General features: G+C 31.9%; 23 protein-coding genes and 1 pseudogene. 5 read left to right on the forward strand and 19 right to left on the reverse strand.

The window, feature by feature from the left end:
• The first annotated feature begins 62 nt into the window (after positions 1 to 62).
• A complete protein-coding gene (locus tag ACM595_RS07755) occupies positions 63 to 2,135 on the forward strand; it encodes a helix-turn-helix domain-containing protein (RefSeq protein WP_041079329.1) in 2,073 nt (690 codons plus the stop codon).
• A gap of 122 nt (positions 2,136 to 2,257) precedes the next feature.
• Here the strand turns inward: ACM595_RS07755 and ACM595_RS07760 are convergent, their stop codons facing one another.
• The 7 genes from ACM595_RS07760 to ACM595_RS07790 all read right to left on the reverse strand — a co-directional run bounded on the left by ACM595_RS07760 (position 2,258) and on the right by ACM595_RS07790 (position 10,588).
• Positions 2,258 to 3,712 (reverse strand): ABC transporter ATP-binding protein, encoded by a 1,455-nt coding sequence (locus ACM595_RS07760; protein ID WP_002482318.1) that lies wholly within the window; start codon positions 3,710 to 3,712, stop codon positions 2,258 to 2,260.
• A 9-nt stretch (positions 3,713 to 3,721) separates the two neighbouring features.
• Positions 3,722 to 4,441, reverse strand: coding sequence for an energy-coupling factor transporter transmembrane component T (locus tag ACM595_RS07765; RefSeq protein ID WP_419744245.1), 720 nt, complete (start codon positions 4,439 to 4,441; stop codon positions 3,722 to 3,724).
• A gap of 1 nt (position 4,442) precedes the next feature.
• On the reverse strand, positions 4,443 to 5,027 hold the full coding sequence (locus ACM595_RS07770; RefSeq protein ID WP_002482316.1) for an MptD family putative ECF transporter S component: 585 nt from the start codon (positions 5,025 to 5,027) through the stop codon (positions 4,443 to 4,445).
• Between the two features lie 184 nt (positions 5,028 to 5,211).
• Positions 5,212 to 6,936 carry a glycosyltransferase family 2 protein gene (locus tag ACM595_RS07775; RefSeq protein ID WP_115338376.1) on the reverse strand — a complete coding sequence of 575 codons (1,725 nt, stop codon included), beginning with the start codon at positions 6,934 to 6,936 and terminating at the stop codon, positions 5,212 to 5,214.
• Between the two features lie 150 nt (positions 6,937 to 7,086).
• Positions 7,087 to 8,775, reverse strand: a complete 1,689-nt coding sequence (gene tarL / locus ACM595_RS07780; protein WP_419744246.1) for a teichoic acid ribitol-phosphate polymerase TarL — start codon at positions 8,773 to 8,775, stop codon at positions 7,087 to 7,089.
• Positions 8,776 to 8,850: 75 nt separating this feature from the next.
• Positions 8,851 to 9,879, reverse strand: a complete 1,029-nt coding sequence (locus ACM595_RS07785) for an alcohol dehydrogenase catalytic domain-containing protein (RefSeq protein WP_419744247.1) — start codon at positions 9,877 to 9,879, stop codon at positions 8,851 to 8,853.
• Positions 9,872 to 10,588, reverse strand: a complete 717-nt coding sequence (locus ACM595_RS07790) for a D-ribitol-5-phosphate cytidylyltransferase (protein ID WP_419744248.1) — start codon at positions 10,586 to 10,588, stop codon at positions 9,872 to 9,874. Before ACM595_RS07790 ends, ACM595_RS07785 begins: the two co-directional genes overlap by 8 nt.
• A gap of 509 nt (positions 10,589 to 11,097) precedes the next feature.
• Here ACM595_RS07790 and ACM595_RS07795 point away from each other — a divergent pair.
• Positions 11,098 to 12,435, forward strand: coding sequence for an aspartate aminotransferase family protein (locus tag ACM595_RS07795; protein WP_041079340.1), 1,338 nt, complete (start codon positions 11,098 to 11,100; stop codon positions 12,433 to 12,435).
• Positions 12,436 to 12,694: 259 nt separating this feature from the next.
• Here the strand turns inward: ACM595_RS07795 and ACM595_RS07800 are convergent, their stop codons facing one another.
• The 5 genes from ACM595_RS07800 to pgsB are packed head-to-tail and all read right to left on the reverse strand — an operon-like array spanning position 12,695 to position 17,135.
• Entirely contained in the window at positions 12,695 to 14,287 is a 1,593-nt protein-coding gene (locus ACM595_RS07800; protein ID WP_419744249.1) for a gamma-glutamyltransferase, read from the reverse strand.
• A gap of 2 nt (positions 14,288 to 14,289) precedes the next feature.
• Positions 14,290 to 14,448, reverse strand: a complete 159-nt coding sequence (locus ACM595_RS07805) for a hypothetical protein (protein ID WP_100217371.1) — start codon at positions 14,446 to 14,448, stop codon at positions 14,290 to 14,292.
• The gene (locus tag ACM595_RS07810) at positions 14,438 to 15,508 is read right to left on the reverse strand and encodes a CapA family protein (protein ID WP_002482308.1); all 1,071 of its coding nucleotides are present in this window, start codon (positions 15,506 to 15,508) and stop codon (positions 14,438 to 14,440) included. Before ACM595_RS07810 ends, ACM595_RS07805 begins: the two co-directional genes overlap by 11 nt.
• Before the next feature lie 15 nt (positions 15,509 to 15,523).
• Entirely contained in the window at positions 15,524 to 15,976 is a 453-nt protein-coding gene (gene pgsC, locus ACM595_RS07815) for a poly-gamma-glutamate biosynthesis protein PgsC (protein ID WP_002482307.1), read from the reverse strand.
• A 1-nt stretch (position 15,977) separates the two neighbouring features.
• Positions 15,978 to 17,135, reverse strand: a complete 1,158-nt coding sequence (gene pgsB, locus ACM595_RS07820; RefSeq protein ID WP_037537645.1) for a poly-gamma-glutamate synthase PgsB — start codon at positions 17,133 to 17,135, stop codon at positions 15,978 to 15,980.
• Positions 17,136 to 17,571: 436 nt separating this feature from the next.
• On the opposite strand from pgsB, the gene ACM595_RS07825 reads away from it, so the two are divergent.
• Positions 17,572 to 17,901, forward strand: a complete 330-nt coding sequence (locus ACM595_RS07825; protein ID WP_041079344.1) for a hypothetical protein — start codon at positions 17,572 to 17,574, stop codon at positions 17,899 to 17,901.
• A 195-nt stretch (positions 17,902 to 18,096) separates the two neighbouring features.
• A pseudogene (locus tag ACM595_RS07830) lies at positions 18,097 to 19,253 on the forward strand (ArgE/DapE family deacylase).
• Between the two features lie 172 nt (positions 19,254 to 19,425).
• Here the strand turns inward: ACM595_RS07830 and ACM595_RS07835 are convergent.
• Positions 19,426 to 19,788: a helix-turn-helix transcriptional regulator gene (locus ACM595_RS07835; protein ID WP_419744250.1), complete on the reverse strand. Its 363-nt coding sequence runs from the start codon at positions 19,786 to 19,788 to the stop codon at positions 19,426 to 19,428.
• A 94-nt stretch (positions 19,789 to 19,882) separates the two neighbouring features.
• Complete coding sequence (locus tag ACM595_RS07840; protein WP_228481116.1) at positions 19,883 to 20,200, reverse strand: cupin domain-containing protein; 318 nt, start codon at positions 20,198 to 20,200, stop codon at positions 19,883 to 19,885.
• 208 nt (positions 20,201 to 20,408) lie between these two features.
• Between ACM595_RS07840 and ACM595_RS07845 the strand changes: the two genes are divergently transcribed.
• On the forward strand, positions 20,409 to 21,317 hold the full coding sequence (locus tag ACM595_RS07845; RefSeq protein WP_313637773.1) for a DMT family transporter: 909 nt from the start codon (positions 20,409 to 20,411) through the stop codon (positions 21,315 to 21,317).
• Between the two features lie 243 nt (positions 21,318 to 21,560).
• On the opposite strand, the gene ACM595_RS07850 is transcribed toward ACM595_RS07845, so the two are convergent.
• The 5 genes from ACM595_RS07850 to ACM595_RS07870 form a co-directional block, all read right to left on the reverse strand.
• Positions 21,561 to 22,535 (reverse strand): alpha/beta hydrolase fold domain-containing protein, encoded by a 975-nt coding sequence (locus ACM595_RS07850; RefSeq protein ID WP_002482301.1) that lies wholly within the window; start codon positions 22,533 to 22,535, stop codon positions 21,561 to 21,563.
• A 166-nt stretch (positions 22,536 to 22,701) separates the two neighbouring features.
• Positions 22,702 to 23,103: a GNAT family N-acetyltransferase gene (locus ACM595_RS07855; protein ID WP_228481097.1), complete on the reverse strand. Its 402-nt coding sequence runs from the start codon at positions 23,101 to 23,103 to the stop codon at positions 22,702 to 22,704.
• Between the two features lie 520 nt (positions 23,104 to 23,623).
• Positions 23,624 to 23,950, reverse strand: coding sequence for a thioredoxin family protein (locus ACM595_RS07860; protein WP_011302318.1), 327 nt, complete (start codon positions 23,948 to 23,950; stop codon positions 23,624 to 23,626).
• 114 nt (positions 23,951 to 24,064) lie between these two features.
• Positions 24,065 to 24,469, reverse strand: a complete 405-nt coding sequence (locus ACM595_RS07865; protein WP_172439370.1) for an acyl-CoA thioesterase — start codon at positions 24,467 to 24,469, stop codon at positions 24,065 to 24,067.
• A gap of 122 nt (positions 24,470 to 24,591) precedes the next feature.
• On the reverse strand, positions 24,592 to 25,581 hold the full coding sequence (locus tag ACM595_RS07870; RefSeq protein WP_419744251.1) for a D-cysteine desulfhydrase family protein: 990 nt from the start codon (positions 25,579 to 25,581) through the stop codon (positions 24,592 to 24,594).
• Positions 25,582 to 25,636 lie beyond the last annotated feature (55 nt).

A 25,636-nucleotide genomic window follows, 5' to 3' on the forward strand; every position in this document is an offset into this window, starting at 1 on the left:
TTGTACAATAATAATATTATTATCTAAATCAATCGTTATTTATCTAGGCAAAGGTGATATTTGTGATTAGTTCCTTATCAATTAGAAATCATTACACAACTGAATTAAAAAGATGTATAAACAAAGTTATTATACTACTCCCCTTAAATAAACCTTGTAAAATCAATTTAAATGGATCAACGATTACCATTGAAGACGGGATCATCATTAACAACGCTGATCTATTTCAAATGTTCGATGTACAAGATTTAGTAGAACTAAGTTTGCCTTTACCATTATTTTTTGAAAAAGATACCTGTCTTTCAACCTCTTACTTTGATTTCAATCACATCAAACTTGTAGAACAGTTTAGAAATTTAATACTAGAGAATTTGCACTTACCCTTACAAGATGAAAACACTGCAAGTCTTTATATTTCAAATATCATTGACTTTTTAATTAAAGAAGCTAAAGTAACCTTAAATACAGTCTATATTCCACCACTTAATACCAAACATCCGCTATTGCAGCAAATAACTGAATATATACATCACAATATCTATCATAAAATAAGTACGAAGAATGTATCTAAAGCATTTTATATTTCACAATCATATATCTCAATATTATTTTCCAGTATTCTAAATATGAACTTTAAGCATTACACTACTTCATTAAGAATTGCTTTATCATTATTTGATTTAATACAAAATGATCAAAGTATTTATGATGTGGCTATCAAATATCAATTTACAAATGTAAGTACGTATTCAAAACATTTCAAACATTACATTCAGATGCCACCCAAAAAATATATTTATAATTTTAGGCAAGAATACTATAACGAGCCCAAACAAATTGATATAGATCAAGCTAAAACGATTCACTATTTTGCACAAATTCAAAAGTCAGCTAAACGTGTAGACCACATTGCAAAGACACTCAACTTATCAACATTATCTTTTAGCGATACTTTTAATGAACCTCATACATTCATACAATTAGAAAGACTTGATGACTTAGTACACTTTGATGCTATGATTTCAGAACAAAATGATATCCTTGTATTTCCAAAAGTAAATATATCTATATTAGATACGCAAATCATTCATTTAAATGCCTTTAAATTACAACAAGTATTAACATCTATACACCAACTCATTGATAGAAATTATCACATTACGCTTAAAATTACGTCTAAATTTTTAACAAATCAATCTAGTACTTTTTTGCGTAAATTATTGCTTGAATTAAAAAATAACTTAAATCATATTACATTACAGTTAGATTTAACTTTTAATGAAGCTAAGTCGATGACTGAAACGATTAACAATATCAAACAGTCTTACCCACAAATAAAAATTGGTGTGATAATTGATAAGATTATTGAAAACAGTGCTAATATACTACAAATTCGTCGCTTTATGTCATTGTTAGAAACTGATTTATATTTTATTAACTTAGATTTAATATCTTTAGCAGAGTTAATCACACAAAAAATCTCACCTATACAACAGGACCTTGATTTAAAAGCACGTATCGTATTGTTTATTCACAGTTTAGGTTCTAAGCATGCTAAAAAATTGATATTCAATCACCTTACCCATAGTGCAATAAAAAGTTGCTATCACTACTCTAAACAAGAAACACATGTCGCAATAACTCAATTTCTTATTGAATTTAATCAACTTATTGGAGGATTTGGTTATCCTTACTATTCTGATGATTATGATCGCATCATGTTGTTCAATCAATATCAAAGTGCTATGCCAGTGGTTCATATTTACGGTTTGTTATCACCTTATTATAAGCAACCAATTACAACACTGCCTTATGCTATCGTCACAAAAACCAAAACACACTATCATATATTACTTTTTAATAATCTTAGCGAATCAACGATTTCAGTTAATATCAATCATCATTTCATTAAGTCATTTCCAATATTTTCTAGTTTAATCAATAGTGAATATGGTCTGATTAACAATTTAATACCTCAAAATATAAACCAAACCTATATAGATAAATCACTATTAAAACAAATAAACAGAACGAATTATCCACGTTTAAAATTAACAATGCATTATTTTAAAGATCCTTTGATTTTCAAGCTAACAAAATCTGCTTTACTTAACATTATGATTTCTATCAATTAACTCAAAAAAGAACCTGAGACATCCATTTATGCCTCAGGTTCTTTTGCATGCGCACTAGCCCTAATATTCACTTTATATCCTAGTCGTTCATATGCGCTACTTTATCCATACACTCAATAACTTTATATTTCAAAAAATGATTGTAATTTCCCTAAATTTGCATCATTCATTGTATATTGATCTTTAACGTGCCCATTTTCTAAATGTAAGATTTCATCGGCACATGATAGTAATAGTTCATAGTCATGAGTAATCACTATAATGGTATGCCCATTAGTTGCTAAATCGTCGATGATTCCACTAATTTCTCGCATACGCTGACCATCTAAACCACTTGATGGTTCATCAAAAATAAGTATATCACGGCTTGTTTCTACTGCACTTGCAATAGCCAAACGTTGTTTTTCTCCTCCTGATAATGATAAAGGATGCCGTTCAATGTGCTGAGAAATACCATAATATTGTAACTGTTTTTGAATTGTTTCGTCATCTAAATCAGCATGACTTAAACGTAATTCTTCACCAACACTTTCTGCAAAAAGTTGATTATTTACATCTTGAAACACCAAATAGACATTGTTTAATCTATGTCCCCGCTTCAAAGTAACTTCATCATTATCAACTTTCCCTTTGAATTTACGTTCCACACCTGTTAAGCATCGTGCAAATGTAGATTTTCCCGAACCGTTTTGCCCTATAACTGCTGTCACTTTACCTTTATTTAGTTCAACTTTAGGTATATTAATTGATAAAGGTAATCTAGGTTTATATTTAAAATTAAAATCTTTCAACGTTAACGTACCACATGCGACATTGTGATGAACTTTAGGTTTCATTTTATCTAAATGTGTTGTTCTCAATCCTAACTCTGCCAATGTTTCATGACTCAGTTTATTAAATGTATCCTTGTCATATTGTTTACGCATTGTACCTTGTGCCAATATGATAAAGCGATCAACAACATCCATTAAATAATGTAAACGGTGTTCAGCTATAATAATGGTTTTACCTTCTTGCTTCCATATATTTAACATTTTTCGCAGTTTGCTGATTGTTTTGAAATCTAAATTTGATGAAGGTTCATCTAAAATAATGATATCGTGACCACTAACTTGAATCGTCGTACATGCTATTAACTGTTTTTCTCCACCAGAAAGATTAAATATACCTCTATCCAATAAATGTTCAATATTAAATTCATAGGCGCTGTTAGCAATTTGTGTATTAATTTCGTTTGGCTCCACACCAAAATTCTCAGGCTCAAAAGCAAGTTCACTTGTTGTATTTAAGCAGAAAAATTGTGAGCGTGGATTTTGAAAGACTGAGCCACTTACTTGTGAAACCTCATAAATAGATTGTTTAGTAATGTCTTTACCATTCACAATGATACGACCATCTATCTCTCCATGAAAGAAGTGTGGTATCGTCCCATTCAATAATCGTGTTATGGTGGTTTTACCGCAACCTGATGCACCAGTTAAACAAATAACCTCACCATCATTAATAGTAAGGTTTATATCGTTTAAGATTTTTTCGCTATTGTCATAATTAAATGATACATTTTCAAATTGAATCATATTTTAACCTCACACTATATAGTAAGTTATACATAAAAGCAGTGTGCCAACTATGAATAACCAATCAAGCCAACGTATTTTCAACGTCACAATAGAACTTCTTTTATGTGTCAAATTCAATCCACGAGTAATGGATGCGATAGTCAATTCATTCCCTATTTTAATCACACTATTTAATAAAGGTACAATACGATACTCGATATATTGCATTGGTTTTTTAGACGCAAACCGTAAAGAAATCCCTCTCATTTTCATTGCATCCTTAATAGATGCTGATTCCATTCTTATTGTGGGTATAAATCTAAACATAACAGCAATTGGGATAGTTATTTTTCTAGATAACTTCATGCGTTCTAAACCTAAAATAAGCACTTCTACTTGTGTTGTCTTAAATATATAGTAACCCATGGCTAAAGAAGGCAAAAATCTTGTAATAATTCCAGAAGGTACAAACACGAGTAATGTTGCAACTTGGCTTTGTTCAATAGACACAAATGCTTCACCATACCAAGCAGCTACGGTTAGCACAATACAGGCAACGCCAATCTTATATTTCCCTATCACAATCAATAATAAGACGGGAAGCACCATTATAATCAATCTGATAAATATGCCCTGACCCGTTACGCCACCTGTTAGTGAAATGAGTGAAATAATTAGCATGAGTCCAATTTTTATCCTTGGATCAAAGTTAAATATATGATTTTGACTTAATACTTGATTATACATTTTATATAATACCTGCCCGCTTAAAATGCTTTTTCAAAATGCCTTTAGCAATGTATGCACCTATCCAAGCACCAATAATTGTAGTGATAAGAATAATGGGAATCATACCAATAGAAAACAATCCTTCTACTGTCGCTTCATAATCTGTACCATATTTGTCTTGAATAAAAGCTAAATATGAATTTCTCATAAAATAAAACGGTAGTAAATTACCTATTGGCCAAAATGAAAAAATAATATAACCTATACTATTTAATTTCCAACTTTTATATTGGCCCATCGCCATAACCATATCTGCAATCACAATCACTGGCACGCTTAAAATCAAAGCCATCCAAGGATGCCCCATGATTGCTAATAATAAACTTACGACAACACCACAAATCGTTAATGCACCAAATTTCTGCGTTTTGGTAATAAGTAACATCACAGGTATGCCACCTACTAGCCCTATCATTGCAGGAAGTAACAACATAAAGATAGGTATAATACCTAAAATACCCGGTGGTGCTATAAAAATGAAGTATACTGCCGTAAAGAGTCCTATATTAATTAAATCTTTAACATCTATTTTACTTTTTGTCATCGATAACTCCCTCTTCACATGAATCTAAAAGACAATCTATATATAAATTAATTATTATTAAATTAAGATATAAAAATCATTCATTTCAAACATACTATAATTGAAAATCATTATCAATAACATTCGATTAAAAAAATAGTAAGTCAGCTAATATTTCTTTAACTCACTTACTATTATATACCAACTAGTATTTTAAAACTAAATGGGGCGTTTCAATTTTGAAGTTCTTTTTCAGATCTTTATCTTTCACTTTTTCTCCAACAGACAGATGATAAGTAAGTGTGTCTTTTGTAGTCACAGACGTTAAATAACCATACGTAAACATATGAGGTAAGATGACAGCTGTCATCCCTTCAGATAGAATATAGTTAAATTCTAAGCTGCGTAGTTGTATTGTCTGTTTGTCCTTAATTTCAACAGCTAACATTTCATTTAATTTGTTGCTCGTTATATAAAATGATAAATTATCGAAGTCTTTCGTAAAATATGGTGTAAATCGATAATACTGATTGTTGTATTGGGTAATTGTGCTCGTTTCCTTACTATACGGGTACTTAACACGCTTATTGCCAATACGTTTCTCAATGGTCATATTATCCACACGCATCTCTAGATGTGCATCCCAGACTTTTTCTTTTATGAGATAAGGCATCAAATCATTTAAATCTGCCTTAAACTTAAATCTAGTCTGATCATTCATAGTTAAAGGTATATAAATAAATTCTTTTTTATTACGTGATAATAATTTGAGTTGAATCATTGAAGCAACATGGTTGGGATTAATAATAGAACTAATAAATTCTAACTCCAGTTCAAAACCTTGATCGTTAAATTCGAAATGTGACATTCTAACATCAGGCTTCACTAATTTTTTGAAGACAAAATACGGTTCACCTTCATCAAATTGTATTTTTAACGTTCCTTCTTGAGCACTGTAGCTATGAAACTTCCCATTTTTATAACTTTCTTCTACCATTTGGTAATGCTTCATGTCTTTTAGACGAGCGTAATGTAATAACGGTTTGAATGAATCATTCACTAATTCATCTACAGCTGTTGGTACTTTTTGAATAAAATCTCCTAACGCATCCATCCACGCTTCTTTTTTATCATCTGCAATTTTAAGAGAAAAGTTATTTGTTCTAGAGAATGAGAAATGTCTATCTATAAAATATCCTAGCACTTCATTTTTATTTTCTAATGGGCTGTTTAATATTTCTTCAGTAATTAATGACATCACTTTATAAAAATCTTCGGGTGAGACATACGCAGAACTCATATGTTCTCCCTCACGTTTAGTTGCATAATAGTAAGGCTTATCTGCAAGTACAGCGATTCGTTTCGCATTGACATATGCCTTCATTGTAAATAATTGATCTTCTGCACTTCTTAAGTCCTCTGGAAATTCGATTGCGTGATCACGTAATAATGAGGTTCTATAGAACTTAGTTGGGCTAAGTGTATAAATAATTCTAGAATTGGCTAATGTGACTGCATCACTCGTTTCTTTAAACATGGATTTCGGTACACCACGACCATTCACGCCTTCCATTTTCACCAAGACCACATCTGCATGATTTTGATCAACAAATTTCGACACATCTTTTAATGTATCTTTATTAATGTAATCATCTGAATCTACGAAAAATACATATTCACCTTGCGCTAATTGTAAAGCCGTATTTCTAGGTTTACCTGGTCCGCCTGAATTTGTATCAAGTTGTTTTATTATCAAATTTAATTTATTTTTATAAGCTTCTACCACATTTAAAGTATTATCTGATGAACAATCATCTACCAAAATAACTTCAAAATCTTTTTTATCATAACTTTGATTTTGTAAACTGTTTAAAAGTTCTGCTATATATTTTTCTGAATTGTAACTTGGTACTATAATTGAAAATTTCATTATACTCCACCTTGTAAAAATGAGTTAAGTACAAATCAATATCAGCCGTTCGGCAATCTCAATTACAGGATCCCGTTCTATATCTAACGCTGAATATATATTTTTGTAGTTAACTCATTATGTTTTAATTGGTATTTCTATTCACTTAATTTAGCTGCCAAAAACATTTCTTACTAAACGTTCACTTGAACGTCCATCTTGATATTTAAAATGTTTATCTAAAAATGGCTCAACTTTTTCAACGTCAAAATCTTTTTGATCCAATGCTACAATTAAATCGTTAAACGATTCAACGATTTTACCAGGTACAAATGTTTCATATGGTTCATAAAAATCACGTGATGTGATGTAATCTTCTAAATCAAATGCATAAAATAACATTGGTCGTTTAAATACAGCAAATTCATATACAAGTGATGAATAATCACTAATTAAGATATCCGTAATAAACAAAATATCATTCACTTCTCTAAAATCAGATACATCTACAAAGTATTCTTGATATTCTCTAGGAATATTCAATTTATTTTTAACAAACGGATGCATCTTGAATAGCACAATTGCATTATTCTCACGGCAATAACGTGCAAATCTTGCAAAATCAATTTTGAAAAACGGATAATGCGCAGTATGATGGCCACTCCCTCTAAATGTCGGTGCAAATAATATCACTTGCTTTCCTTTAACAATTGGAAGTGCTTCTTCCATATCTGCAACAATGGCTTTTTCATAGTCTTGATCAAATAATATATCCGTTCTTGGTACGCCAGTTGGAATAATATTTTGTTCTTTTATACCAAACGCCTCACCATAAAATGGAATATCCGTTTCTGATGATACAAATGCTTTGGTGTAATTCCTATGGTTTACTGAGTTAAAAAATGGTCCCCCTTTTTTACCAGTACGGCTATAGCCTACTGTTTTAAATGCGCCTACTGCATGCCATACTTGAATAATTTCCTGACTCTTTCTAAATTTCACAGTATAAAGTAATGGATGGAAATCATCTACAAATATGTAGTCTGCTTTACCTAATAAATACGGAAATTTAAATTTATCAATAAAATTACGTCGTACAGATATATTAGATTTAAACAATGCATGTATTTTATATTTTTCATCTAAATTTTGACGTAACATTTCATTGTAAACATACTCAAAATTACCTGACATTTCCGCTCTAGAATCAGAAGTGAAAAGTACTGTATTCCCCTTTTTCAGATGGAAAAATTTAGTAATCTTGAAAATAGACTGAAAGATGAAGTTACGGACATTAAATGAATATTTATTATATTTTAGTTTAAGGTCTGTAATCCTTTTCTTAACTGGATTCATTTTAGGCATAGGTGCTTTAAATATAATATTCAATACAAATTCGTTCACTTCACTCGAAATCATAGGCTTTACAGTATATTCTGTTTTAGATGATTTACCTCCCTTTTTAAAGGTAAATGTAAAGTGGTCTAATAATAAATTATTTTTGCCATTTTGAGTCATTTCATCGCTATATTGTTCGAGTGCTGTTTCTTCTAATTCATAATTATTGGGATCTAACAATGTTTCATTTATATTGGCAATATAATCAAAATCGCCTTTATAAACAATTAAGTACTCACCTGATGGTAGATAATTACCGTCATCTAATATGGCAACATTAAAACGTGCCTTAAATTGGTTGCCTTCTACTTTCACATCGTTTGCTTTTAGTTCTTTGGTTTCAGTCAAATTTCTCAATACAAAGTTTTTCTTATTAAGCTTTATATCTTCAACATGACCTTCAATAAATAATTGAATTCTTTCCCAATATATATTATCAATTATTATTTTAAATTTACTCAATTTTAAAAAATCCTCTCTTCATTCAAGTTGATAGGTTTTTATTACTAATTAAAAAAGCGAAAATGCCTTACAAATTTACATTGTCCATTTGATAACCGTTTTACCCCATGAAGTGGATAAATCTGTTTCAAATGCATTGACCGCATCGTTGATTGTTTTGACATCAAACTCATTACCTTTAAGGAGCGCTAATTTTTCTACAACATCTGGATTATTTTTATAAAATTCAGCAATTTCTCTAAAGTCTTGTGCGCCACTTCTACTACTACCAAACATCGTCAAACCTTTTTCAAGTACTAAACGTGTATTGACTTCAATTGGATATTCACTGACACCAAGTAAACTAATCGTTCCTTCAGGTGATACTAAGTCAATAATCTGGTTAACTGCGGATTGGCTACCTTTGCCACCCACGCACTCAAAAGCATGATCAAACGTGACATCTGCAGGTACTTCGTCAATATGATAGATGTGCTCCACAAACGAAAAATGACTTAATTTATAATCTGTTTTACCAAACACATAAATTTTAGCTTGAGGATACAATTTACTTAACAAAATAGCTGTAATATAACCTAAATTCCCATCTCCCCATACACCAAAACTATTTTTATTGGAAATTGATTTACGTTCAAATCTTTGTAATGCGTGCCAACTTACACTCACTAACTCTGAATAAGCAATCGTACTTAAATCTTCAATACTGCCGTCTATTTCAACGACGCGATCGTGATCCATAAAAACGTAATCTTGCATAAATCCATCGAAGCCACTAGATCTAAATTTACTACTAGGTAAATAGTTTTCTGCTATAACATCATCTTTTTCAACTGGTGTATTAGGAACCATAATGACCCTTGTACCAATTTCATATTCACCTTTACTGTCATAGACGACTTCGCCAACACCTTCATGAATTAAGGACATAGGTAATTTCTTTTTCAAAACTTTTTCATTTCTACTACCTGTATAATATCTTTGATCAGCAGCACAGATAGACAAATACAACGGTCTGACAATCACTTTGTTACTTTTAATATCTTCATTATTATAGGTTACTTCAAATTGTCTTGGCGCAACGAGTTGATAAACTTGATTAATCACTCAACATCCCACCTTTTATGATTGAGTTTGCCACTTTAAGATCATAAGGTGTCGTTATTTTAATGTTATATAATTCTCCCATTACCAATTTCACTTGTTTACCTGCTACAACTAAAATCTTACATGCATCTGTCATGATTTGTTTATCTTCATCAGATAAATCATTGTAGCTATTTCTCAATAGATTTACATTGAAAGATTGCGGCGTTTGTCCTTGATACATCTCACTTCTCACCGGTATCGATTGAATTGAATCACCATCTGCCGATGTGATAATCGTATCAGTTGCTGTAATAACAGTATCTACTGCGCCATATTTCAGAACACTTTCAATATTTTCTTTAATTATTCTGCGTGTTAAAAATGGTCGTACCGCATCATGCGTTATAATAACATCATCATCAGAAATACCATTTTCTTTTTCTGCTGCACTAATAATATTCATAATTGTTTCATTACGATCAGAACCACCTTGAACAACTTCAACTCTGTCATCTGTAATGTGATGCTTACGTAATGTATCCTTTGTGTGAGAAATCCATTTTTGAGGTGTCGCGATAAATATCTTATCGAATTCACTTGTCAATAAAAACTTCTCAACCGTATGTACTAAGATAGGTTTTCCATCTAAATCTAAAAATTGTTTTGGTAGTGGTACATTGCCCATTCTTGAACCAATGCCACCCGCTAATATACCTGCATAAATCATATACATTCCTCCATTAAAGTTCTAACTCATACTGTTGTTCAACTTCGTTACTATTTATTTTCATGTTTAATTAACGCTATATATATTTCCTGAATTTTGTTATAGATAAAAATATTATTTTATAAGAACAATATTACCAATTATCCCTCACTTTTTCTACTTATTACATTTTTCACAGTGTCCAACCATTTCTCAAATCAATGCTATTTATTAGATACAATATTTTCAGGATTAATTTCATCCACAGAATATTTGTGTCAAATTACACATAATGAGCGTTATTCAATTTTAATTTTTCAGAATATATTTACAATTCTAAATTTTCTTAGTATATTCATACGTATCAACGATTATTTGGGAGATGTCATAATGCATGCACTGTGGCGTATAGTAATCATTTCTATTTAGAAATACACTAGCAATTAATAGAGTGCCAATCACTATTTTCAATCCAAATCTGCATCAATCATGCGCACTATCTTATTTTCAATCATTGGGAGGCACAAATTATGAACAAATCAGAGCAACTTATAAATGAGGACAGTCAATACTTCGCAAAACCAGGACGCATCAAATATTATCCTTTAGCAATTTCTCATGGATATGGTGCGACACTTGTTGATGTTGAGGGCAATACATATATTGATTTATTATCAAGTGCAAGTTCACAGAATGTTGGACATGCACCTGAACAAGTTACTGAAGCAATTAAGGCACAAGTAGACCAGTTCATTCACTATACCCCTGCTTACATGTATCATGAACCCTTAGTTAAATTAGCAAAAAAATTATGTGAAATTTCACCCGGCCAATATGAAAAACGTGTCTTATTTGGACTATCTGGATCAGATGCCAATGATGGTATTATCAAATTAGCACGTGCTTACACCGGCAGACCTTATATCATCAGCTTTGTAAATGCATACCATGGTTCAACCTATGGTTCACTTTCAATGTCTGCTATTAGCTTAAATATGCGTAAACATTATGGTCCAATGTTGCCTGGTTTTTATCATATTCCTTTTCCAGACAATTATCGTGGCATGTTTGGCAGCAACCAGCCCAATACCGTTTCCGAATATCTAGCACCACTTAAAGAAATGTTTGAAAAATATGTACCTGCAGAAGAAGTGGCCTGCATCATGATTGAAACAATACAAGGAGATGGTGGTTTGCTCGAACCAGTAGATGGCTATTTCGAAGCCTTACAAGACTTATGTAAAGAACACGGTATCTTACTTGCTGTTGACGATATTCAACAAGGATTAGGACGCACAGGTAGCTGGAGTTCTGTCTCACATTACAATATTGAACCTGATTTGATTACATTCGGTAAATCATTAGCAGGCGGTTTACCAATGTCTGCAATCGTAGGGCGTTCAGAAATCATGGATTATTTAGAAGCACCTGCACATCTCTTTACCACGGGGGCTAATCCAGTGAGTTGTGAAGCAGCATTAGCAACCATCGCCATGATTGAAGACCAGAATTTATTACAAGCAAGTACAGATAAAGGTAATTATGTGCGCAAACGTATTGATGCTTGGACAGAACAATTCAATACTGTGGGTAACGTTAGAGGAAAAGGATTATCCATTGGTATTGATATCGTTTCTGATAAAATTAATAAAACACGCGCATCAGAAGCAGCACTAAAAATTTGTAACCGTTGCTTTGATAATGGTGTTGTCATTATTGCAGTAGCAGGCAATGTACTACGCTTTCAACCACCACTTGTCATTACCTATGAGCAACTGGACACTGCGCTTAACGTTTTGGAAGCAGCGATATCAGATTTTGAATCGGGTAAACTAGATAACTACGACACTGCAGGTCAGGGTTGGTAATAAATGAGTAAACTATGACAACCTTCTTGAATTTAAATAAACAACAAAAGTTAGATTTTAAAACTACAGTATAATTAAAAAAAACAAGAGTCTGGGACATAAATAGATGTCTCAGACTCTTGTTCATTTGTGAAGTAGATGATTGCGTTGAATAAGGATGGGACTACGAAATCGCAATTGGAAAATTTGATTTCTGTCCCGCTTCCTTGTTTTGAATTATATATTACGTTTCATACCCCTTTGTATGAAGATATATGGATTATCTATTACCAACATCTTGTCCTATTTCTACTGTTTTATCATTTTTATTGTAAAGTGCAGCTTGGACACTACCAAAGTTTGGATCATTGCGTTTTTCTTCAATTTCGAATCCTAAACTTTTGAATATATCTACATCTTGTTTACTAGTTGCATTTTCATAGAATATTTTTCCCCCATCGTTGTAAAAGCGTGGTTTATCTATAGACTCTTGTAACGTGCCATCGCCTCTTAAATAATCTACCAGTACTTCATTCAGTGTTGTTGGTATTTTATTACCACCCGGTGTTCCTATACCCATATAATAATCAGGGCCTACAACAATACTTGGTGCAGTAAATGATCTCGGTTCTTTGTGTTTACCACCATAGTTAGGACTGGCTGGATTCGATGAGAAGTTACTTAAAGAGTTATTCATATAGAATCCCTCTTTCATGAATTTACCAGATCCAAAGAAACTCGCGAGTGTATTGGTAGTACTTGTTAATTTTCCATCTTTATCTATGACAACAAAATGCGTTGTGCTCGTATTATCAACATTATTCGTATTAAAGTTACTATTAAAGTTAACCTCGTTTAGTCTACCGAGTAAATAATCTTGTGATAAATATTCATCATAATCTTCATCTTGTCCATTGATAATATCTCTATTTCTATACATCAATGCTCTAGATTTTAAGATACCTGTTATGTAATCTAGACGATTATCTGGTGCTGCTTGGTTATCAGTAGCTTCATCTATTTCCAATCCTTGAAGCATTAATGTACCACCAAGTGGGTTAGACGCAGAGTAAACTTTATTATTCAAATAATCTGTACCTACAGGTTCTTTCTTCTCTGTTTTATAACTTTCAAAATCTTTCTCATTAATTTCATCATCTACTTGTTTAGAAACACTTTCACCAATTTTATCATAGAAATAATCTGATCCTTTGTCTCTAATCCCTTTGATAGTAGAAGCTAGAGCTGGTTGTTTAACAACATCGCCTTCTCTTTTCGTTTGTTTTCCATCAAAAAACGGTGAATTTCTATCGATGTCTGAACCGTATAATTTTAGACTTCGCTCGAGTTCTGAATCTACTTCAAAACCATCTTCAGCTAAAGGAATAACGTAATTCAGGATTTTCTTTTCATCCATTTTCCCTGCTTCTTTATGTGCATCATGTATGCCTCGAACAAAACCAGGTGTACCGATTTCATCCTTTTGTTTAAAGTTAAATGACGAAATATCTTTATATTGCCATTGTTTTGGTGCAACGTTCTCTTGACCATCATAAGATAACATTGCACCTCCACCACCTAAACCGGATGAATGCGGTTCTGTTATAGCTAAAGCATAAGAAACACCCATGGATGCATCTACGGCGTTACCACCATCTTTTAATATTTTTTCACCAACGCGCGTAGCAATTGGGTTATTTGAAGCGACACCGTAATTTTTATCTGACTTATCTTGGTTATGATCAGCTATTTTATTCTCATATAAATCATCTTTATCGTAATTATCTTTTTTTGTAATCATAAAAAAGATAAACGAAATAATGATTGTTAGGAGTAATATTACGATGAGCGATTTCTTATTGTAAATACTCATACTTAAGCTCCTTTAGACAAATATTGGTGATGAGAAGTCTCCAGTTCATTTTTTTCATATTGATCTAAGCCTTCATTCGCTCTAGCAAATACAATTAAAAGAAAAATAACCAATACGATTGAAATGATTGTAATACTTACCCAATGTTGTTTAATGTTCATAAACGTAGCCTCCATTCTCTTTTTTAAGATCCAAGTTTTTACCTTCTATATTGTTCAATAACTTTCTCTCTTCTACTACATTTGGTGATGACTTCGTCACTTTACCACCTTGCGATTTAATTGGTGTAATCATAAATTTAGATTGTTTACCATTCCAAGTTTGCTGAACTGCTAGACCTTGTTTATTTTTTGATAAGAAATCTTCGGATGTCGTATTGCCTAAGCTGTAAAAAATATCTGTATTTTTATATTTTTCAATTTCTTGAACAACCGAATTATGGCCAATAATCACATCAGCACCAGCTTTAGATAATGAATGTGCATACTCTCGTTGTCTAGTCGTCACTGAACGTTCATCGGTAATCCCCCAATCAACATTCACGACGACATAATCGTTATTCTCTTTTAATTTTTTAATTAATGGCATATAAATACTGGGTTCTAAACTAACTGATGTTGTATTTTTCAATGTATCCGTGTAATTTGACTCAACATCTGTAAATGAAACATTGGCAATTTTTTTACCCTTTATAGTTTGTTGTACCGTCTTACTATTTATCGGATTTGAACCATTTCCAGTTAGATAATTATATCCAGTTTGAGCTTCTACTGATTTCATAAAATCACGCGCCGTAATATTATCGGTAACTTGATTGATCACATTCAAACTTTTTAAATTGAGTCCCTTTAAGAACAATACATTTTCCAAGTTTTTGGATATATTCGTTTTCCTGTCATCTGAGAACTTCGTCATTTCTAAACTCGCAGTAGAATAATCACTTCCCTTTAAGATTTCTTTAATGGATGCAAAAGCATCATTAAGATTGTTCTTTCTGATATGATTATTTAATTCAATGTTTCCTAGATATGTCATACTTATCTCATTTGGTGCTTTTCCTATTGCTTTTACTGGTTCTATTTTTTGTGAAGTCATGGCAAATACTAAAAGTATCAATGCTACAACGAAGATAATACCGGTGTATATTGAATTCCTTTTTTTATGCCGCTTCGTCCACTTTAGTATGCGTTCTTCCATTGAAAATTTTTTAGAATTCTTCATAATCCAAGCTCCTTACTAGTTGATAAAGCTGTAAAAGAATAAGATGACATATGTAATACATGTGAGTAACATACAAGTTGACAAAGTAATTATGACACCTTGTTTTTGAATCGTATTAGCTATGATGCCCGGTATTACAACACCAATGCCTGACATCTCTACCATTTGAAATGGACTTAACGGATAAATTAAATCAAAAACAAATTTCAACACCATACCGGTTAGTATCATCGCCGCAAATTTTCTACGTCCATATAAAATAACGATACGACTAATACCATGGTTAACGATGAAGTATGTAATACAACTAATAATCAGTACGGATAATAACATGATCGGCTGATCAAATATTAAAGCTAAATATCCTGGTACTACTAAACCAGCAGGACTGATACCAAATTTTTCGGCAAATATTAAACTTAATACGATGCCTACAAATAATGAAAAATATAACTCTGAACCTATCATATTATTTGATCCCTTCTATATACTCTGCTATTTGTTTACCTGGTCCGTGAATATTCCCTACACAGAACATCAAGGCATTTTGAGATTCATTATAAACTGCGCGTTCAACCTCTTTTATGTCTTTACCTTCAAAGTTTAAATATTTCTTCTCGGGCAATCCTTTCATTACGTCCGTTACCATCTGTGTACTCTTTCCTGTACATATCAATGTATCGAATTCAACATCCGTAATAAAGTCTTCACAGAACTGTCTCGTTCTATCAATTCTGTCTGAACGACAATTTAATATAAGAACAATTTTATTGTAAGGGTAATTATACGTTTCAACCTTATTTAAAATTGATTTTGTAGACTGCGGTTCATTGGCAGCAAATGCATTTACATAAACATTTGTTGAATTATTCGCATTATAGTATTTCACTTCTACTGCGCCGACATCTGGTGGTGCATTTAACATGCCTTGTAACGCAACGTCTCTGTTGATGCCAAGTGCTTCAGCCACACCCATTGCAATTGCAACATTATCTGGAAACACGATATACCCAAATTTCCTTAAGAATGATTCAGGCACTTCTTCTTTATTAACGACAATTAATTTAGTCTTACGTCTTTTGGCTACTTTAGCAAAAAAGTCGGTGTAATCATCCTTCATTACAATAAGATGACCTTTGTAAGGAATTGTCGCTGTAAATGCTTCAGCTACCTCGTCTAAAGTAGGTCCTAAGACATCCATGTGATCTTCCATGACATTAACGATAACGCCAATATTAGCTTTAACCAATTCTTTTTGAAAGGTTATCTGATAATCAGGATTCACTGCCATACACTCATTTACAAGCGCGTTCGCCTTTTGTTTAACAACCTTCTTTATAATGTCGCGTTGTTCACCAATATTAGCGCCTTGAGGCTTTCTATAAACTGGATACTCTCTCGGTGTAAACCAATACATCATACGAGCGTCTGTACCTGTTGTCTTGCCTATTACACGATATTGATCTTCGCGTAAAATACTATAAATCAATCTTGTAATTGTTGATTTACCTCTAATACCATTTATATTGATGCGTATAGGAATTTTTTCTAATCTATCAGAATGCTGTCTTTTCTCAACAATTCCTAACCATAGAATCAAACCTACACAAATAATGATTAGTAGCAAATTTTGTCCCTCTTTTCACTTCAGACTATTAAATTTTATGTATAAATGCTTAAAGGCAAAGCACATGAGTCAACCACACTATACATACGATGTTTGAGACTATGTATATTCTTCACCATTCAATAAAGCCATCCTAACACGGAGTTATTGATTTAATATAAACACTTTGAACTAAGTGTTAATCAAATGTAAATTCGCATTTACAATACATGTAAAAAAGAATTTTTTTCAATCAACAAATCCTATCACAACAATGTTTTAATTTTTTTAAAAGCAAATATTTTTTTGATTATTTTTTAAAAATATTTTTACTCATCTCAAACAATTTTCAAAAAACAAAAATATAATATTTACTTCAACTTTACATGATATTAAAAATCAAATGTTATCTTGTATGTATTAAGACATATACGAATAAATGATAAGGAGGCAGTTTATGAGTAAGTCAGTTAAATTAGTAGTTTCAATTTATCTTGCAGTAGTTGTAATTATTTGTTGTAGCTATCTAATTATGATTCTAGTTGGTAGTTTTCAAGGAAATGATATGAGAGGTTCTGTGCTAGATACGGATAACACAAAAAATATTGAAAATGTAGACTATATTAACAATACTTTAAAATCATCAGAATCAAATGCATCTCCTTCAGATAGTGTTCCAAAAAATTCACAATCTAGTATCGATACAACTTCAAATAAACTGTCTTCTATACAAGACGCTCATCATACATGGTCTTTAGATAATTCAATTTCTAAAAACCATGTATGATTTTTTTATTTCTATATATAACAATGATTGAAAGCCCTTTTTGATTTAATACGTCATGATATCCAATATTCAAGTTGAACATTCAAATGCAAATACCTTCCCTTTCTGAATTTATGCGATGCCATCTTTAATATATTCGATATAATTAAAATAACTCACATAAATTGTTTATTTATTGAAAAGGGGTTTTTAATTATGAGTAAATTTACAGAAGCTGAAAAAGTTCAAATTCTAGAAGATTTAGTTGCGATTAAATCAGTTAATGACAATGAAATGGAAGTTTGTATGTATTTAAAAGACTTACTATCGCAACATAATATTGATGCTAAGATTGTTAAAATCAATGACACGCGTGCCAATCTAGTTGCTGAAATTGGTGAATCAGGACCAGTCTTAGGTATTTCAGGACATATGGATGTTGTGTCAGAAGGCGATATTAAAAAATGGACATATGATCCATTCAAATTAACTGAAGTTGACGGCAAATTACACGGTCGTGGTGCTGCAGATATGAAATCAGGTTTAGCCGCTTTAGTATTGAGCCTTATTGATATTCATGATCAAGGTTTATTAGAATATGGTAGAATCCGTTTACTCGCCACTGCAGGTGAAGAGATTGTTGGCGAAGGGGCTAAAGCTTTCCAAGAACAAGGTTACATGACAGATGTAGAAGCACTTGTCATCGCTGAACCTTCACAAGACCGCATCATCTATGCACATAAGGGTTCGATGGATATCCGTGTTATTTCCAGAGGTAAAGCATCACATAGTTCAATGCCACAACTTGGTTTCAATGCCATTTCACCACTCGTAAAATTTGTTTACAAAGCGGATGAAGGCTTTAAAAGTTTCAATAAACGTAACGATTTATTAGGTGATGTACTAATGAACGCGACTATTTTCAATGGTGGTAATCAAGTGAATTCAATTCCAGAGCATGCCGAATCTGAATTCAATATACGTACGATTCCAGAACATGATAATGACCAATTCATCACTTATTTTAATGAAATTTTAAAGCAAGTTGAAACCGATAAAACAGATATAGAAATTGACACTTATATGTCTAGACCTCCTGTATATACGACAGGTGAAAATAAATTAGCTTCATTAGCGCATGATTTGGGTAAAAATATTTAAATTCCGATTTACCTCTTGAAGCATCACCTGGCGTAACCGATGCATCCGATTTATTAGTTGATAAAGATGAAGACTTTTCATTCATTATGTATGGACCTGGATTAATACATCAAGCACACCAAGTTGATGAATATGTTGAAAAAGATGTTTATCTTACATTTATAGATTTGTATACAGAATTTTTCCCTACTTATTTAAAAAACATGAAATAATTTATTAACAAGTAATCCAATTACTCAACTTTTATAATACACTTTATAAAAACGACACTTCTGCAAAAGTCGTAACAGCAATATACGCGCTACAAATTTTCACTTATCAGTGTCTATTTTGTAGCGCGTATATTATTTATGTAAATATTTTCTGTTTGCATATTTGATGCGGTTAATTTGTATGATGATATTTTTGGTATTGCTTTGGCGTCATACCGTAGCGTGCTTTAAATACTTTTATAAAATAACTCGTAGTTGAGAATCCACAAGCCATAGCTATTTCTGTAATAGTAGATAAACTATCTTTATCGAGGATAGATTTACTTTGTTCTAGTCTGTATCTCAACAGATATTCAAATGGCGTTTGTTTTACATATTTTTTAAATAATCTTATCGCTTCAGCTTCGCTTAAATAAATATTTTGACTCAGAGGTCCTAGAGTGATTTTATCTTGAAAATGTTTATGTATATAAGACATCATTTGCTTTACTCTATAATCAAAATGGTATGTTAATTCCGTAGGTTGTTGTTTCATATATTGCATGAGCCATTTCACTATCTTATAAAAATAGGTCATGATATCCAGCTGAAAATATGCCTCTTGTTTCTGATATATTGTACCAACGCTTTCAATACATGCTAGTAATGCATGATGACTCAAATTTTTGTGAGATAAATATGTAAGGTACAATTTCAGCTTGTTGTGATATATAACTTAAATATTTATACTCCATATAACTCGAAATATTTGGTATTTCAATATTCCAACAATAAAACTCACTTATATGTTCAAGCCCCTGTATCTCGTGCACAACATTCGAATTAATAAATATGCCATCACCTGTATTTAACACGATGTTTTTGTCACTAATGCGAATAGTCAATTTACCACGTAATACAAATACAAATTGCAATGCACTGTGCCAGCGTATGGGTATCTGTTCCATAAACGCTTGATCTAACCTTGTTTTCAACACAATATGTCACCAATATTCATCAGGGTATTGAATGCGCTCTTCTCCATTATCTTCAATAATTATCCCTTTATACATAGCCTATCACCTCAATATATTGATAATTTTAAACCATTTATTTGTATTATATCAATATTAAGTGCGTTATATTTTAATATATTAATACATCGTAGGTGATAAAATGAAACAACAATCTCGTTTTCTCGGCATTATATTGGCAATATTAGGCGCATCTTTTTGGGGTTTAGGTGGCACAGTTTCTGATTATTTATTTAAACAGCAAAATATCGACATTAACTGGTACGTTACTGCACGACTCTTAATCAGTGGCTTTCTACTGTTAACAATATTTAAAATACTTAACCCTAGGCAGTCCATATTTATAGTATTTCGTAATGTAACCAATACAATACAGTTACTTATATTTTCAACTTTAGGTATGCTACTTGTTCAATATGCTTACATGGCATCAATTAACTATGGTAATGCTGCCATTGCTACCTTATTACAATACATTGCACCTGTTTATATTATTTTGTGGTTTATCATACGCAAAAAAGAAACCTTTAAATTATTTGATGTTATTGCAATATTATTAACACTCACAGGAACATTCTTATTATTAACCAATGGTTCCCTTGACAGTTTAATGGTTTCAAGCTCGAGTATGATTTGGGGTATCATCTCTGGTTTATCGTTAGCCTTCTATACTATTTATGCCAGTAATCTATTATCCAAATTTCCAGCAATACTCGTCGTTGGTTGGGCAATGCTCATTTCTGGTATCTTAATGAATTTCAAAGCACCTATTTGGCAATTCACTATATCTCAAATAGATATAAGTGTGATTTTGTATTTAGCCTTTGGCATTATTTTAGGTACCGCAATGGCATTTTTCTTCTTTATTAAAAGTTTAAATTATTTATCTGCCAAAGAAACTACACTTTTTGGGACAATAGAACCTGTAATGGCAATTGTTGCGAGCGCACTTTGGTTAAAAGTTGTTTTCCTACCATTTCAACTATTAGGTATCGTGCTCATTATTATTCTGATATTAGCACTTTCTTTAAAAAAGGATAAAGAACGATAAATATGTATTGTACATCAATGTAAAACATTAAAACACAACTACTCAATCTTATACTAAAGAGGACTCATCCATCATATACGGACGAGTCCTCTTTAGTTGAGGCAATCATACGATTTTGAAGGTGCATGCTTGCTTAGAACCTAGAGCATAACTTGAGTTGTCAATCTCTTACTCATACTCATACAATGCTCCCTCGGTGACAACAGATTATGAAGTCAGTGACACTACCTCTATCATGTATATTTAATGTTGTTTAATAATTTTGTTGATCTTAGCGATAAATTGTTCTTTTTCTGGTATTGGGAAAATAGGATGTATATGAAATAAATTATATCCTGGCATAAAATCATGTTGAATATTTCGAGCATTCAACATATTTGATAATTTCACTGCGTCTGGATATAACGTTTCTTTCGTCCCTATTGAAATTGTTATATGGCCCAGCCCTTCAATATCACCAAATATAGGAGATACGCGCCAGTCTGTCAAATCAAGGCCATTCGCCCATAATTTTATAAAATATTTACTTCCGTCGATTGCAAGCATTGGGTCTATTTTTTCATAAATTTTTGCTTCCGGATTTGAAAATGTTGCGTCAAGCACTGGAGATATTAAAACGATGTTACTTGGTTGTGCTAAGTTTAACGTTTTAATATATTGTGCAAATGATAAGGCTATTTGGCCTCCTGCAGAGTCACCCATTATTGTGAGTTGATGAGTATTTTCGACTTGTTTCAGTAATTGTGTATATAATGTTTCCAACAATGTGAACGTCTCTTTATAGGTTGCATGTGGTACTTTAGGATATATAGGCATGATTACTTTAGCACCTAGTTCGCCAGCCAGTGAATCTATAAAATCAAAGTGATATTTTAATGGATTTTGGAACCAAGCACCACCATGAATATACAAGACAACTGGTTGTTGTCTATCTTTGTTGTCATTCACAATATATACTGTAGACTCTTGAACTGTAGTCGTTTGGACATTGTGATTGAAATAATAATCCGTACCTTCATATAATGCTTTCGTTTCATCTTTAACCTTCTCTAATGCTTGTTGCGCATTTTCCACATTTAAAAATGAACTTTTCATTTTTGTTGCTCTAATAATGATTTCTTCTAAAAAACTTTTGTAGCTACGTTTTTCTTTAACTTTTGCATATACGTATGATGTGGCAACACCTATACCAACAATAGTGGCTATTTTTCTAATCACGTTAATTATCCTCCTCGCACTTTCTTATACATATATTTTATAACAAATTGAGCAATCATTTTAAATAAAAGGTACTATCTTTATAGTAGATTATAAAGTATATACGCAATTTCCTGTTTATAGAAAATTCTAATGCATCATGCTCAGATTTGTTAAGCGTTAAATTTTAATCTTGGTTTAGCATCATTGCCATATATAATTCATCAAAATAATGTTCTTCCATAAAAACAGATTCATGCTTAATTCCCTCAATTTTAAAACCTAACTTTTCATAAAAGTTAACTGCTGGTTTATTCGAAGTAATCACCGTTAATTCTAGCCTCCTTAATCCTTTGCGTTGTGCCCATTTGATTGTTTCATTAAACATTTGCGTCGCTAAGCCTTGTTGATGTAAGTCATTGATTAAGCCAGTCACAATATATCCAATTTGTCTAACTTTAGCTAACATACTGATATGGACAGATAAATAACCTAATATTTGATTATCGTCCGTTTTAACACCTATGTAAAAATTCCTTTTTATATCTTCACTCAGTTTATCTTTATCAAAACTTCTTTCATCAGGCAAATAAAGCATATATTGCGTTTTTTAATCTATCTTTTTCATACAATTATAAAGTGCTTCTGCTTCATTTGGACAGATACTTTCGATACGCATAAACATCCCCTTTAATGCTATAAATTAACTTTATCATACATTACTTTTTATAATTGAGATATAATTTATCTGATTTTTCTTGTTTCAATTTAACACAACTTTTTTAATTAAAAATAAAAGCATGGAAGTGTGACAGAAATCAAATTTTTTAATAGATATTTCGCAGCCCCAACTATGCAATCAAAGCAAAGATGACGAGGATAAAGGTTTACTTGAGCTAAAGCTCATGCATAAGTCTCACTAGCATTTTTACGTGGCATACATAGGCTTTTGCAAAAGAACAAGTGAGACTTAATATTTTCAATTCAGTCATCTACTGCCTAAACGAAAAAGAGTCTGAGACAACTATTTATGTCCCAGACTCATGCTTCGTTATATCAACGTGATGGTTGTATACATTTTTTATATATAGTTAATACAAATCTTTCTGTTATACCATGCTTTTATACATCAAAGTCAGTTGATGTTCAAATTGTTGCATATCAATAAATCGACCTTGACGATGCATTTCTTTACCATTAAAGTAAATTAAATCTACAGGCACAGTAAAGATAGATAATTCTCCTGCAATCTCCTCTAATTCACTTTGATTAATCACACCTAATGGAACATCAGGAAACTCATTCACTATACCCGCAATTTGAGGTAATACAGCATGACATACGCTACAATGATCTCTCATGATATGAATGACTACAAGCCTATGCTCTGCAATAAATTCATGAAACGCTTCTATCGATGTTAATGTTTTTGGCATTTTGAACACCACCTCTACAACATAAATTGAATATCATTATGTACTGTATTGCTTTGGACAATCAATTATTTTGCTCACTGTAATATCATATTTACACTTTTTCACATATTATGATTAGCTTAAAATCGTTTGAAATACTTCCGGCAATCTCGTTACTTTTTTCTTTTGTAAATCAAAAAATGTCCCACTTTGTTTGCCTATACAATGCACTGCATCCTCTGATTCAATTTCAAACTCAAATTCCCAACGTAGTTTACTTGCTTTTACTAAATAACAACGTCCTACGGGTTTATCATGTATGGTAATGGGTGTTTTGTATTCTGCTTCTGTATTCATTAGAATAGGCGATATTTGTTGATTCATCATATCAGAATATGGCATATATTGATTAATAAAGTCAGTTCGTAAATCTTCAAACCATCTTATATATACAATATTACTTACTATGCCCATCGCATCAATATCATATCCATTTACTTCAAAGTTTCTTTCAGCCACTAATTTTCTTTCAGTCATAATCCTATTCGCTCCTCAAACAACCTTTAATTTATCTATCCTCTATATTATAAGTATATAACTAGCAAATTGCATTTGTTTGAGTTTATTGTTAAAAATGCGATTATTCTTTGTAAAAGTTAAATTTACTTTAATAATGAAAGATCTATTTTATGCAACATCGTTTGCAAACGTAAACGTTTCTCTTGCGTATAGCCTTGTAGTCCACCCGTATGTATAAATAGAATGTTGTCTTGATTATCATACGCACCGGATTTTATTTCATGAACTAAACCTCTAAAAGCTTTTCCAGTATATGTTGGATCTAGTATAATGCCTTCTTTTTGTGCAATATCGATATAAAATTGTAATTCTTCGTCAGTTGCTTTACCATATCCCAGTCCAATATAAGCATCGTTTATCGTAATTGTCTCGTATGATTGAATTGTTTCATCTAATTGCTTTATTATCTCTATCACTTTATTTTTGAATGCATGTGCATTTTGGTCTACTGCATAACCTATAATTTGCGTAGTTTCACAGTTAATCATTTGCCCATACCAAAGACCAGCATACGTACCACCAGAACCAACAGCAACATTGATTAAATCAAAATGTACTTTCAGCTCATCCTGTTGCTTTATGATTTCATTATACGCATTAACGTAACCATGTGTTCCTATCCAATCCGAAGCACCCACTGGAATTAAAAATGGTGTTTTCCCTTGTCCTTCTAATGTCTTATATAGCTTATCCATCGCATCTTCCCGAGAACTTGTTGGTTCGATGATATGTATATGCGCACCTAACATTGCATCTAAAAATAGATTCCCTTCATATTCTGCCATCTCTCCTCTTAGAACAAGATGACATGATACATTACACTTAGCACACAAGGCAGCTGTAGCACGTGCGTGATTCGATGTAATTGCTCCGGTTGTTATAATAGTGTCATATCCATGATCTAATACATATTGCATTGTATACTCGAGTTTACGCACCTTATTACCTGATATTTCTGATCCAGTGTAATCATCTCTCTTAATATAAATATTTTTTCCTAATGCATCACTTAACTGATCTAATTTTTGAATTGGTGTATTTAAATTGGCAATATCTAATTTATTATGTAACATCCTTTAATCTCCTTCATACGTGTCAAATCGCTAACGCTTTATTTTCCGGAAAATA

Origin of the sequence: Staphylococcus sp. LKG3-1 (genome assembly GCF_048568385.1) — a bacterium.
Taxonomy (GTDB): Bacteria; Bacillota; Bacilli; order Staphylococcales; family Staphylococcaceae; genus Staphylococcus; species Staphylococcus saprophyticus.